Origin of the sequence: Pandoraea thiooxydans, from assembly GCF_001931675.1 — a bacterium.
GTDB lineage: Bacteria > Pseudomonadota > Gammaproteobacteria > Burkholderiales > Burkholderiaceae > Pandoraea > Pandoraea thiooxydans.
Genome location: NZ_CP014839.1, coordinates 2,184,539 through 2,196,528 on the forward strand (window position 1 = coordinate 2,184,539; position 11,990 = coordinate 2,196,528).

General features: G+C 62.2%; 12 protein-coding genes and 1 pseudogene. 1 reads left to right on the top strand and 12 read right to left on the bottom strand.

Annotated features, from left to right (window positions below; all coding sequences use genetic code 11):
* Positions 1-3: 3 nt before the first annotated feature.
* The 7 genes from PATSB16_RS10020 to PATSB16_RS10050 form a co-directional block, all read right to left on the bottom strand.
* The gene (locus tag PATSB16_RS10020; protein ID WP_047216457.1) at positions 4-1,485 is read right to left on the bottom strand and encodes an NCS1 family nucleobase:cation symporter-1; all 1,482 of its coding nucleotides are present in this window, start codon (positions 1,483-1,485) and stop codon (positions 4-6) included.
* 132 nt (positions 1,486-1,617) lie between these two features.
* Entirely contained in the window at positions 1,618-2,316 is a 699-nt protein-coding gene (locus PATSB16_RS10025) for a GntR family transcriptional regulator (RefSeq protein WP_047216458.1), read from the bottom strand.
* Between the two features lie 454 nt (positions 2,317-2,770).
* Positions 2,771-4,414: a methyl-accepting chemotaxis protein gene (locus PATSB16_RS21240; protein WP_047216459.1), complete on the bottom strand. Its 1,644-nt coding sequence runs from the start codon at positions 4,412-4,414 to the stop codon at positions 2,771-2,773.
* A 248-nt stretch (positions 4,415-4,662) separates the two neighbouring features.
* On the bottom strand, positions 4,663-5,604 hold the full coding sequence (gene ldcA, locus PATSB16_RS10035; RefSeq protein WP_237170333.1) for a muramoyltetrapeptide carboxypeptidase: 942 nt from the start codon (positions 5,602-5,604) through the stop codon (positions 4,663-4,665).
* Position 5,605: 1 nt separating this feature from the next.
* Positions 5,606-6,160 carry a tRNA adenosine(34) deaminase TadA gene (tadA, locus tag PATSB16_RS10040; protein WP_047214003.1) on the bottom strand — a complete coding sequence of 185 codons (555 nt, stop codon included), beginning with the start codon at positions 6,158-6,160 and terminating at the stop codon, positions 5,606-5,608.
* Positions 6,153-6,560 (bottom strand): DnaJ family domain-containing protein, encoded by a 408-nt coding sequence (locus tag PATSB16_RS10045; protein WP_047214004.1) that lies wholly within the window; start codon positions 6,558-6,560, stop codon positions 6,153-6,155. The genes tadA and PATSB16_RS10045 overlap by 8 nt, the downstream gene beginning before the upstream one ends.
* A gap of 78 nt (positions 6,561-6,638) precedes the next feature.
* Complete coding sequence (locus tag PATSB16_RS10050; protein ID WP_237170334.1) at positions 6,639-7,550, bottom strand: LysR family transcriptional regulator; 912 nt, start codon at positions 7,548-7,550, stop codon at positions 6,639-6,641.
* A gap of 133 nt (positions 7,551-7,683) precedes the next feature.
* Between PATSB16_RS10050 and PATSB16_RS10055 the strand changes: the two genes are divergently transcribed.
* Positions 7,684-8,403 (top strand): SDR family oxidoreductase, encoded by a 720-nt coding sequence (locus PATSB16_RS10055; protein ID WP_047214005.1) that lies wholly within the window; start codon positions 7,684-7,686, stop codon positions 8,401-8,403.
* Between the two features lie 63 nt (positions 8,404-8,466).
* On the opposite strand, the gene arsB is transcribed toward PATSB16_RS10055, so the two are convergent.
* The 5 genes and pseudogenes from arsB to PATSB16_RS10080 form a co-directional block, all read right to left on the bottom strand.
* Entirely contained in the window at positions 8,467-9,534 is a 1,068-nt protein-coding gene (arsB, locus tag PATSB16_RS10060) for an ACR3 family arsenite efflux transporter (protein WP_047214006.1), read from the bottom strand.
* Positions 9,527-10,042: an arsenate reductase ArsC gene (locus PATSB16_RS10065; protein WP_047214007.1), complete on the bottom strand. Its 516-nt coding sequence runs from the start codon at positions 10,040-10,042 to the stop codon at positions 9,527-9,529. Before PATSB16_RS10065 ends, arsB begins: the two co-directional genes overlap by 8 nt.
* Positions 10,039-10,497 carry an ArsI/CadI family heavy metal resistance metalloenzyme gene (locus PATSB16_RS10070; RefSeq protein ID WP_047214008.1) on the bottom strand — a complete coding sequence of 153 codons (459 nt, stop codon included), beginning with the start codon at positions 10,495-10,497 and terminating at the stop codon, positions 10,039-10,041. Before PATSB16_RS10070 ends, PATSB16_RS10065 begins: the two co-directional genes overlap by 4 nt.
* Positions 10,494-10,826 carry an ArsR/SmtB family transcription factor gene (locus PATSB16_RS10075; RefSeq protein WP_047214009.1) on the bottom strand — a complete coding sequence of 111 codons (333 nt, stop codon included), beginning with the start codon at positions 10,824-10,826 and terminating at the stop codon, positions 10,494-10,496. The genes PATSB16_RS10070 and PATSB16_RS10075 overlap by 4 nt, the downstream gene beginning before the upstream one ends.
* 86 nt (positions 10,827-10,912) lie before the next feature.
* Positions 10,913-11,581 (bottom strand): annotated as a pseudogene (locus PATSB16_RS10080) (L,D-transpeptidase); the annotation flags it as partial.
* Positions 11,582-11,990: the final 409 nt, after the last annotated feature.

The following is an 11,990-nucleotide window of genomic DNA, read 5'->3' on the forward strand; positions in this document are numbered from 1 at the left end:
TGCTCACACCGCAGGTTGTGCGCGCCGCGCCTTGGCGCAGAACAGGTGATAGAACAGGCCGCCGCAGAACAGGCCGATGAACCAGGAGAAATTCGCCAGCGGCTCGAGCACCGGCACCAGCACGCAGGTGGCCGACGTGACAGCGGCCAGCACGGTCGCCGCGACGGCCGCGCGATTGACGCCGTTGCTGTACCAGTAGCGCTTGCCGGGCTCCATCGAATACATATCGTCGACGACGACCTGCTGGCGCTTGACCAGGTAGTAGTCGACGATCAGGATGCCGTACAGCGGGCCGATGAAGCTGCCGAGCATGTCGAGCGTGTAGTGAATCACCGCCGGGTTGTTGAACAGATTCCACGGCGTGATGAACACCGAGCCGACCGCCGCGATCATGCCGCCGGCGCGCCAGCTGATATGGCGCGGCGCAACGTTGGAGAAATCGAATGCCGGCGAAACGAAGTTGGCGACGATGTTGATGCCGATCGTGGCGATCATGAAGGTCAGCGCCCCCAGGATGACGGCCGTCGGGCTATCGATGCGACTCACGGTCTGCACCGGATCGGTAATCAGTTGGCCGAACACCGGCAAGGTCGCCGAAGTGGTGATCACCGTGACCAGCGAAAACGCCAGGAAATTGACCGGCAAGCCCCAGAAATTGCCGACCTTGACCGAGCGAAAACTTTTGCCATAGCGGGAAAAGTCGCCGAAATTGAGCATCGGCCCGGAAAAATACGACACCACCAGCGAAATCGCCGTGATCATTACCGGCACCGCGTGCCAGCCCGAGTACTTCACCTCGCCCAGATTCAGGCCGATGTTCTTCCAGCCCGCCTTATAGACCATCCAGCCGGCCAGCAGGAACATCACCGCATACACGGCCGGGCCGGCGAAGTCGATGAACTTCTTGATCGTCTCCATGCCGTTCCAGAACACCAGCGCCTGCAGCACCCACAGCACCCCGAAGCCCGCCCAACCGAGATACGACAGGCCGACGAAGCCGAACCGGTGAACGTCGGCATAGGGTGCCAGCGTGGGGGCGAACTTGAGCAGCACCACCACAAAAGCGGCCGAAGCCAGGTATGTCTGGATGCCGTACCACGCCACGGCGATCAGACCGCGAATGATGGCCGGCAAATTCGCCCCCAGCACGCCGAAAGAGATCCGGCACATGACGGGATACGGCGTGCCGGTGGCCTGGCTCGGCTTGGCCACCAGATTGCAGAAGAAGTTGACGATGCCGATGCCCAGCAGCAGCGCCACCAGCACCTGCCAGCTAGACAGGCCCAGCGCGAACAGGCTGCCGGCAAACACATAGCCGCCCACGCTGTGCACGTCCGACATCCAGAACGCGAAAATGTTATAGGCGCCCCAGTGCTGATCCTGCAGCGGCGCCAGGTCCGCATTGGTCAGGCGCTCGCTGTAACCGGGCGGCAGGACATAGTCGCTGCCATGCGTGGCGCCCGCCTGCGCCCCTGCGACGGCCATCTCCGCCACGACAGGCGGACTGCCGAATTGCTCTTGCTTCATTGTCGTCTCCATAATGCCCCTCCTTGGGTGTTCGCCGCATCGCGGCCCATCGGGCCGTGCGGGTATTTTTTATAACGCTGCCTCTGACGGCTAAAGCCCGACAGAGAGCACGTCGGCCAAATCGACGGCCTGTTCGGCCGGTCGATCCAGCATTTTCAATTCGCAACTGTCGAGATGCCGCTTCAGCAGCGCAACGGCACGCGCCGCATCGCCGAGTTCGACCGCCTGCAGGATTTCCTCGTGCTCGTCGAACGAGCAGGGACTGCGGCCCAGCGATTCATACAACGCCGAAATCAGTGTCGAGCGAGTCACCAGCCCCGTCAGGCAGTCCAGCAGCACGGTATTGCCGGTCATCTCGGCCAGCCGCACGTGAAACTCGCCCGAGAGCCGGATCCAGACCGGGAAGTCGCGCGTGAGGTAGGCGTCGCGCTCGCGCACGATCATCCCGGCCACCTCCCGCAAGCCGCTTTTGTGGCTGGCATGGCAAATCCGCTCGACCGCGGCGCCCTCGACGATCCGGCGCATCTCGAAAATCTCATGGACCTCGCGCAACGACGGGCTGGCGACGAAAGCGCCTCGATTCGGCTCGATCGTGACGATCTTTTCCTGCTGAAGCATTGCCAACGCCTGACGGATCGCGCCTCGCTTGACATCGAAAACATCGCATAAGGCCGCCTCGGTCAGCTTGGTGGCCGGCGGTAGCCGGTGCTCCAGGATTGCATCGCGAATCCGCTGGGCAATCCACTCGGCGCGGTGTGCTTCCTTGGCGGTATTGGAGGGCTTGGGCATCAGCTGAGCGAAGAAATATGTGCTTTTGTTTATACTAGTCATCAAAAAATAATTGTCAACAATTCTTTTTTCTTTTGTCGACAAATACTTTTTGTATTTATATATTTTAATCAATTATTTATATTAAATAATTCAAGTAAATTTTCACGTAATAATTGAAAAATTACAGGTAAACACCGATGTCACCGAATTAGATTGTTGACAATTTTTGACGCGCGCGCCGGCATTCACGCATGTCGCGGCGGTTGTCGGGCGCACTGGCCCACGACGCTATCGCGCCGGCAATGCAGAAGGCAGGCGCCGCCACGCGACCATCGCGAGGGACGATCGCGTTACCGTGCCAGCAGGAAGGGGATGCAGAAAGGGAGGGAAATGCTGCAGCGTTGTCGTGCGCACCCCTGGCCCAGGCGGCCAGGGAGTACCAACGGGTGTGGCGTGAGGCGGGGGGGCTGCCTCAGGCGGCTCGGGCCAGCGCGGGTTCGGTGGACATGTCCTCGAGCATCGGGGTTGCGGCGGCTGCGGCCGGCGCCGACGCATCCGCGCCGCTCAGGCGAAACACCGCGACCGCATTGCGCAGATGCCGGGCCTGCTCTTCGAGCGAGCCGGCTGCCGCGGCAGCCTCTTCGACCAGCGCGGCATTTTGCTGCGTCATCTCATCCATCTGCGTGACCGCGCGATTGACTTCTTCAATGCCGGTGCTTTGCTCGGTCGACGCGGCGGAAATCTCGCCCATGATGTCGGTCACCTTGGTGATCGACTTGACGATCTCGTCCATCGTCTGCCCTGCCCGCGCGACCAGCGCCGAGCCGGCCTGCACGCGCTGCGCCGAGTCGTCGATCAAGCCCTTGATTTCCTTGGCCGCCGCGGCACTGCGTTGCGCCAGCGTGCGCACTTCGCCGGCGACCACCGCAAAACCCCGCCCCTGCTCGCCCGCCCGCGCCGCCTCGACCGCGGCGTTGAGCGCCAGGATATTGGTCTGGAATGCGATGCCGTCGATCACCGACAGAATGTCGGTGACCTTGTTCGAGCTCTCGGTAATGCCGTGCATGGTATCCACCACCTGACTCACCACCGCACCGCCGCGCGCGGCGGTTTCGGACGCCGTGACGGCCAGCTGGCTGGCCTGCTTGGCATTATCCGCATTCTGTTTGACCGCCGAAGTCAGCTGCTCCATGCTGGCGGCCGTTTCCTCCAGCGACGAGGCCTGCTCCTCGGTACGCGAAGACAGGTCGGCATTGCCATTGGCGATTTCGCCCGCGCCGCTGCTGATCGCCTCGCTGCTGTCGCGCACCACCCGCACTGTTTTGACAAGCGCCTCCTGCATGCGCTTGAGCCCGGCCAGCAGGTTGCTCATTTCGTTCTTGCCCGACACGGCGATGGCGGTGCTCAGGTCGCCGCTGGCGATTTTTTCGAAGTAGGAGACCGCCTGATTCACTGGCTTGACGATTGCGCCGATCAGCGCCTGGCGGGCAAATATCCCCACCAGCAGCGCCAGGGCGACCGCGCCGCCGAGAATCGCGCGCATCATCATGAAGGTATGCTGGGCCGATTCATACAAGTCTTTCTGGTGGGCCACATGAATCGCTTGAAGCGCGTTCAGCGTTTTGGTGAATTTGGCCCACACGGGCGGCGCCGACGACGCCTGCAAGCCATTGAAGGTCGACAGATCACCCGACTTGAGCGCACTTGCCGTGGGTGCCAGGATGTCATTGACGAAATGCGTTCGAGTGACGTCGGCCTGTTTGGCGAGCGCCTCTTCCTGCGCGTTCAGTTTGGGGCGATTCATGTATTGCTGCCACAGCTTGTCGGAGACCGTGCGGTAACCGTCATAACGCTTCATGACAACGGTCAGTTCGGCGGTATTGCCGGCCGACAGATAAGACGACATCGTCGCCAATGCTTGCCGCATGCGCTGCAGCTCTTCGGCGCTGTTCCTGAGTTCGGTCAGCGTCGGCGTGTCTACCGCATAAATCGATCTGAGGGAATCATTGCTGGACTTCAGGGACGTCATGCCCAGCACGCTCGCGACGACCAGCAGTACGACGAACAAGCTGATGACGAGTGTAAGACTGGTGCGGATCGTGAGATTTTTGTGAATGGCGGTCACTGCTTTTGTCTCCAGGAAAACGTGGGATCCGGCAACCGCCCGGTGTGCGCTCAACCGGGCATCCCACTTACTTCCTTATCGGCAGCGATTCGCTCGAACTTGATGGTCAGACGTCGTAAATATCGGGTCAGATCGTCCCGAATTTCAAAATTCAAAAGGTTTTAACAATTCTCTAAGTGTTTGCCGGATAAAAGACGCCGCTCCCGGCGCGCGGGCGCGGGCCCGGGCGCCGGGGCGCATTACGAGGGCAAATAGGGATATTGGCTCAACACCAGGCTCGCCTGGTCGCCCTGTGCCCGCAGCCGGGCCAGACCGCCGAATGGCAACGTCAGCTTGTTCTCGCAATGGCCGAACGGCAAACCGGTCACGATCGGGATGCCAACGATCGGACGCAGATGCGCGAGCATCGCGCTGAAGTTATAGCCATTGTCATAATCGGTCAGGCGATGGCCCGAAAAATCGCCCAGCACAAGCGCCCGCTGGCGCGCCAGCACACCTGACAAATGCAGTTGGTACAGCATGCGCTCGATCCGGAACGGATGCTCGTTGATGTCTTCGACGAACAGGATGCCGCCGGCAATATCGGGAAAGTAAGGCGTGCCAAGCAGGCTGCACAGCATTGCCAGATTGCCGCCCCACAGGCGCCCCTCCGCGTCGATGTTCTTCCTGCTGGTGTCATCGGGCCAGACAGTCCATGACACGGTCACGGTCGGCGACGTGATGGTGCGCCAGAAATGCGCCATGGTGAATTCGCTGGGCGTGGGCGCGCCGAAATCGTACGCCAGCATCGGTCCGCCGAAGGTCGTCAGGCCGGCGCGCTGCCACAGCGCCATCTGCAGCGCGGTGAAATCGCTATGCCCCACCAGAACCATGGGTGCCCCCGCCAGACGCCGGCGCAGCGCATCGTAGTCGAGCGCCGGCAAAACATGCACGGCGCCATACCCGCCGCGCACGGCCAACGCGACATCAGGCAGCATATGCCCTGCCTGCGCCAGCCGATTGATCTCGGCCGCGCGCTGCGCGGGCGTACCTGCAAAGCGCTGGTAGCGACGCTGCGTCGCTTCGATATTCCTGACCACACAACCGGCCTGCTCGAGCCGGCCAATGCCGCGGCTCACCACCGCCTCATCGGGGGGATACCCCGACGGCGCAATCAATTCAACGACTCGGGACTTCGGCACGTCAGGCGGCTCCATGAGGTAAGGTGATAGCGGATGCGGCATCGTCGGTAGCGTTCTCGGCGGCCGCTTGCCGCCGTTGCCGTGCCATTGCGCGCCGTTGCGCGAAGAAACTTTGCAGCAGCTGGGCACAGGCCGCTTCCTGTACGCCGCCGAGCACCGCCGCGTGATGATTCAGGCGGGTCTCGGCAAACAGGTCGACCACGCTGCCGCACGCGCCGGTTTTGGGGTCTCGCGCGCCAAAGACAACCCGCGCAATGCGCGCGTGCATGATCGCTCCAGCGCACATCACACAGGGCTCCAGGGTCACGTAAAGCTCGCACGACGGCAGCCGGTAATTGCCCAACGTCTGCGCCGCGGCCCGCAATGCCTGCATCTCGGCGTGCGCGGACGGGTCGTGGCCGCCGATGGGACAGTTGTATCCCGTGGCAACGATGCGCCCCTCACACACGACGACCGCCCCCACCGGCACTTCGCCATGCGCCATTGCCAGGCGTGCCTGCTCGAGCGCGGCAGTCATGAACGCCGCGTCGTGGTCGGATGCGGCTATCTCAGTCATGGGCAGTGGCATCGGAACAGGAAGAAACAGCGCCCGGCACGCCGGCCAATCGCTCGGCGACGGCCAGACGATAGGCGCCGGGCACCTGCAGTTGCCGGCCAAGGGTGGCCTCGAGCGCGGCGTTGAGTGCTTGCCAACGCGCTTGCAGGCGCATCAGCGACGGTTTGTCGAGAGTTTGTGTCAATTGCGTTTCGATCTCGCGCAGTTCGCGTAACTGCAGAATTTCAGGCGGCACGAAGCCGGCGTTTTTTAGGACACGGTACGCGGCGCGACGTTCTTCCGGAACCAGCAGGTCGTCGTCCAGCGCCTGCGGGCGCCCGGCGCCGGGCAAGTCGTCAAACTCGCCGCGCCGATAAGCCGCGGCGATCCGCTCTTCGATAATTGCGTCGAATATTGCCATTCCGGGAAATCCAAAATCAGGCCACTCCGCCCATCAAGCGAATATTTTCGCATAAGCACATGGGGGCAGTCCGGGTCGTCAATGCCGCCCCGCGGTACCGAAAGCTGCGGCGAACTCCGAGGCAAGCCACGCAATGCCCGGATCCTGCGCGTTGGATGCGGTCCACAGCAGCGAGACTTCATAGCTCGGCACTTTCAGCGGCAGGGGGCTCACCGCCAGTCCCAGCGTATCGCGCCAGGCGCCCGCGATGAAGTCCGGCACCGTCGTGATGGCAGGCGTGCGCTGCACGATGAACGGACTGGTGGCGAAGTTGGGGCTGGAGAAAACGACTTGCCGGCGCTGATTCCGCACCTCCAGTTGTTCGTCGATATAGCCGTGCAGGCCGGCATTGAACGAGGTCAGCAAATGGCGGTGCTGCAGGAACTCGTCCATCGACAGAGCCTTGCCGCGCACCGCGACCAGCCGCGGGTTGTAGACGCACACGAAACGCCAGCGAAACAACGGCTCGCGTCGATGCCATGCAGCGCACTCCCGGAACACACCGACGGCCAGTTCGATCACGCCCTCATCGAGCATTCCAGGCGCACTCGATGCTTCTGCCGTGCGCATGATCAATTTGACGCCGGGCGCCGAGCGCGCCACTCGGCTCATGATTTCAGGCATCAGAGCAACTTCCAATGCGTCGGTCAAGCCCACCCGGAATACGCGCTGTGCGCTCGACGGGTCGAATACCGGCGGCTGCGTCAGCGTGCGGTGCAGCGACACCAGCAGCGGCTCTATTTGGCGCGCCAGTTCGAACGCCCGCGGCGTCGGCTCGATGCCATGTGGCGTGCGGACGAACAGTTCGTCGCCGAAGGCGGCGCGCAACCGCTTCAACGCGCCGCTCACCGCCGGTTGCCCGAGGAACAGGCGTTGCGCGGCGCGCGTCACGCTGCGCTCCTCCAGCAGAGCCCGGAAAGTCAGCAACAGATTGAGATCGAGGCGTCTCAAATCATTTTCAATGATATCCATTATCGAATCAAACAATTTGAATGATATGAGCTTAGCACGCATCCTGTCATACATGCAGTGCAGCGCGGGACGCACTCCCGCACCTCGTCATCGAATCGCCAGGAGAGCAATCATGGATATGAGCAAGCAAACGGTCGTGGTCATCGGAGGTTCGTCGGGCATGGGGCTCGCGACGGTCAAGCGAATGGCGGGCGCCGGCGCGCGTGTCGTCGCGGTGGGTCGCGATCGGCGGAAACTGGACAGCGCGCTCGCCGGCCTGGGCGAGCGTGTGAGCGGCGTGGCCCTCGATGCCAGCGATCGCGCAGCGCTCGAACGGTGCTTCACTCAGTTGGGCGGCATCGATCATCTGGTGCTGACGCTCAGTGGCGGCGAAGGTGCCGGCACGTTTGCCGAACTCGATCTGGCCGCCCTGCGACGTGGTTTCGAAGCGAAATTCTGGCCTCAGGTCGAAGCGGCCCAGGCCAGCTTGCCGATCCTGCGACGCGGCGGCAGCATCACATTCCTGACCGCCATCTCGGCGCGCATCGCGAATCCCGGCACGGCCGGACTCGGCGCCATTAACGGCGCGCTCGAAGCCATGATCGGCACGCTCGCGCGCGAGCTCGCGCCAAGCCGGGTCAATGCCGTTTCGCCGGGCGTGATCGACACCGCGTGGTGGGACCGCTTTCCGACCGAAGTCAAGGAGAACCTGTTCCGCCAGCAAGCCCAGACGCTGCCTGCCGGCCGCGTCGGCCAGGCCGACGATGTCGCCCACGCGGTTCAGTTCCTGATCGAGAACACCTTCATGACCGGTGCCGTCATTGAATGCGACGGCGGCCTGCGGCTGCTGTGACGCCGGCCGCTTTCGCTTGCCGCGCCACACATGAAAATCGGGCCGGTCATACGCTCATGCGCTTCAACCGTGCTTGAGTTGGTACCAGTGTTGCGAGCGCTTGACCACGCCCACCACCAGCAGCATCACAGGCACCTCGATCAGCACGCCGACCACGGTGGCCAGCGCCGCGCCGGAATGAAATCCGAACAGGCTGATGGCGGTGGCCACCGCCAACTCAAAAAAGTTGCTCGCGCCGATCAGGCTCGACGGGCCAGCTACGCAATGAGCCACGCCGAGCTTGCGGTTGAGCCAATAGGCCAGGCCGGCATTGAAAAAAACCTGAATCAGAATCGGCACGGCCAGCATGGCGATCACCAGCGGCGCTTCGAGGATGGCTTGCCCCTGGAACGCGAACAGCAGGACCAGCATGGCGAGCAGCGCAGCGATCGAGTATGGGCCGAGGTGCTGCACGACATACTGGAAATGCGCTTCGCCCTTGGCGAGCAGCATGCGGCGCATGAGCTGGGCGAGGGCCACCGGCACGACGATATACAGGCCCACCGAGGTGATGAGCGTGTCCCACGGCACGGTAATGGCTGACAGGCCAAGCAACAGCGCCACCAGCGGTGCGAAGGCGACGATCATGATCGAATCGTTGAGGGCGACCTGCGACAGCGTGAAGTAAGGATCGCCCTTGCACAGTTGCGACCAGACGAACACCATCGCCGTGCACGGCGCGGCCGCCAGCAGAATGAGCCCGGCAATATAACTGTCGAGCTGGCCGGCCGGCAGCCAGGCAGCGAAAACGTGGCGCACGAAAATCCAGCCGAGCAGCGCCATCGAAAACGGCTTGACCAGCCAGTTGACGAACAGCGTGACGCCAATGCCGCGCCATTGCCGGCCGACCTGCGTCATCGCGGTGAAATCGATCTTGATGAGCATCGGGATGATCATCACCCAGATCAGCACGCCCACCGGCAGATTGACCTGTGCGAATTGCATGCGCCCGATGGCCTGGAAAACCCCGGGTGCCATTTGCCCGAGCGCGATGCCGGCCACGATGCACAGCGCGACCCACACCGTCAGGTATCGTTCGAAGAAGCTGATCGCCGGGCGCGTATCGAGCTGCAGCTGATCCGGCTTACTCATGAGAGGCCTCGACCGGCTGCGCGCCGATCTCGCGCATTTCATGCTGGATCGCGCTGCGATCGAGCAGGTGCAGCGGCAGATTGACGAACTGGCTTACCCGGTTGAGGATTTGCCGGTACACCTTGCGGAATACCTTGCGCGTTTGCTCCTCACTGCCACGGAAGGCGGCGGGATCCTCGAAGCCCCAGTGCGCGGTGAGCGGATGCCCCGGCCAGATCGGGCAAACCTCGCCGGCGGCCTGATCACACACGGTAATGACGAAATCCATATGGGGCGCATCCGGCGCGCCAAACTCATCCCAGCTTTTGCTGCGCAACTGAGATGTGTCATACCCCAGCGTCTCGCACAGTTCGATGGCATAGGGATTGACTTTGCCGCTCGGGTGGCTGCCGGCGCTGTAAGCCCGGAAACGCCCTTGGCCAAGCACATTGAACAATGCCTCGGCCATCACGCTGCGCGCGCTGTTGCCGGTGCAAAGAATCAGAATCGAATAGGGCTTGTCGCTCACGTGCGGCTCCGGAAGGCAATGGTTGCGGCGCTCGGCGTGCAACACGCCGCCGACGCCGGCTCGCCGGCATCTCTCGCCTGCCCGAAGGTCGGCGCGCTCTCCAGTGTCAGGAAGGTCTCCCAGGCAACGCCTTGCGGATCGATGGTCCATGCCTTGTCGGACTTCGCATAGCAGCATGTGGTGCCGCTTTGAGCCTCGACCGGCAGGTCCGCCGCGGCAAAGCGCGCGTTCATCTCGGCCAGCTCCGCTTCGGTCTGAACCTGGATGCCGACATGGTCGACACCCGGCTTCGCGCCCCGCTGGGAAATCGCGAAATTGACCGCCGGGTCGTCCAGCTCCCACTTGCAGTAGTCGACCTTGCGCACCGTCGGTTCGGCGTTGCCGAACATGGCGCGATAAAACCGGATGCTCTCGTCCAGGTTTTGGACGGATACGTGAATATGCATGCGCTTCATGCTTGATCTCCACAGCAAAGAGGAGAATCGCTGGCCGCGCATGCCGCGCCTGCACAGCAGTTCTCGGTGAGAAAACCGACCAGACCGTTCATCGCATCGAAATTGGCCGAGTAAAAAATGAAGCGGCCGTCCTGCCGGGCCCTCACCAGTTCGGCATGCGACAGATCTTTCAGATGAAACGACAGACTTGAAGGCGTCAAGCCCAATCGTTGCGAAATTTCGCCAGCCGCCAGCCCATTGGGCCCCGCCACGACGAGAGCACGAAAGATCGCCAGGCGCGATTCGTGGGCCAGCGCGCTCAGGGCGCGAACGACGAGATTTTGATCCATGGCGAGAGCATAGCGCCATTAATTCAACATTTCAAGTATTATTGAAACATTGGTTTTTTTACCGATCACTCCGCGATCAGGCTATCGCGCTGGGAGTCGATAATGACCAGATATCTGCCGGCGTAATGGCTCGATACATGGTCCTGATCGAGCACCCACAGCTTGTCTCCGGCGGCCAGCAGCGCGTCGTAGTCGGCATCGAGAATGCCATAGTGATCGAGGAACCGGTTCAGACTCGCGGGAATGCGGATACAGCCCTTGGAAGCCTGATGACCGAGACGTTGAGCCAGCCGGTCCGGATCGGTCGCGTGCATCTGCAATCGCATGGCGCTGGTGCCGCCCTGCCCCCAGCCGCGTTCGCCATCGACCCAGCCGAAATCGAAAACACGCATGCCGCGCACGCCATAACCTCGAATGCCGTTTTCGTTGAATGTTCCTTCGGCGCGAAAATCCATATTGTCCGGCGTGTGACGAAACACCCCGAGCGGCGTCAGGAAATGGTCGTAGGTCCCGGGCAGTCCGGTGGACACCGGTGAGGCCCCGATCAGTTGCCAATCCGCGTTCGGCCCGCCACGGTAAAACAGGAAAATCGCCTGTACCTTGGGAGCGCGGTCGACCAACGCCACGTATTCGCCCGCCAGATCATGCAAACCCGCCCGGTCCAGCGCCTGCTGCAGGAGCTTCCCATACGTGGCCCGGGCCGCGGGCGGCACCGCGAGACGGCGCCTGACTTCATGTGTATAGGCTTGCGCCAGCACATCAGGCGTTTGGGCGAATGTCGGCGCTGGCGCAAGCGCCAACATCAGCGCCCCGAGTACGGCAAGTTTTACAAAGTGGTTAGTCGAAATTTTCATTGCTCAAAGAAAAAACAGCCTCGGCGCGATTCGATCCTGTGGCCAAGCAAGCAAGATGCCGACTCGCCAGGAACCGCGCCATATTTATATTGATTCTAGAATGGACGATTCGATCCCGCCGGCGGTTGACGTAGATCACCAGCGCGCAGGCTCGATCGCCAAGGGCATCCATGCGTGAATAGCACGCCAGCGAACCGGCGTCATCGAAATCCTGCGAACCCTTGTCCGAAATCAATCATCGTCCCATGCAGGCGGCATAGCCTGAACCGGAAACGAGCGGCTCTCCCGCCGAGCCACTCACTCTGGAGAT

Bases quoted from the DNA above. Each gene is read 5' to 3' on its own strand.
- PATSB16_RS10020 (WP_047216457.1), bottom strand. From the start codon at position 1,485: ATGGCCGTCGCAGGGGCGCAGGCGGGCGCCACGCATGGCAGCGACTAT.
- PATSB16_RS10025 (WP_047216458.1), bottom strand. From the start codon at position 2,316: ATGCCCAAGCCCTCCAATACCGCCAAGGAAGCACACCGCGCCGAGTGG.
- tadA (WP_047214003.1), bottom strand. From the start codon at position 6,160: ATGACTGAGATAGCCGCATCCGACCACGACGCGGCGTTCATGACTGCC.
- PATSB16_RS10045 (WP_047214004.1), bottom strand. From the start codon at position 6,560: ATGGCAATATTCGACGCAATTATCGAAGAGCGGATCGCCGCGGCTTAT.
- PATSB16_RS10055 (WP_047214005.1), top strand. From the start codon at position 7,684: ATGGATATGAGCAAGCAAACGGTCGTGGTCATCGGAGGTTCGTCGGGC.
- arsB (WP_047214006.1), bottom strand. From the start codon at position 9,534: ATGAGTAAGCCGGATCAGCTGCAGCTCGATACGCGCCCGGCGATCAGC.
- PATSB16_RS10070 (WP_047214008.1), bottom strand. From the start codon at position 10,497: ATGAAGCGCATGCATATTCACGTATCCGTCCAAAACCTGGACGAGAGC.
- PATSB16_RS10075 (WP_047214009.1), bottom strand. From the start codon at position 10,826: ATGGATCAAAATCTCGTCGTTCGCGCCCTGAGCGCGCTGGCCCACGAA.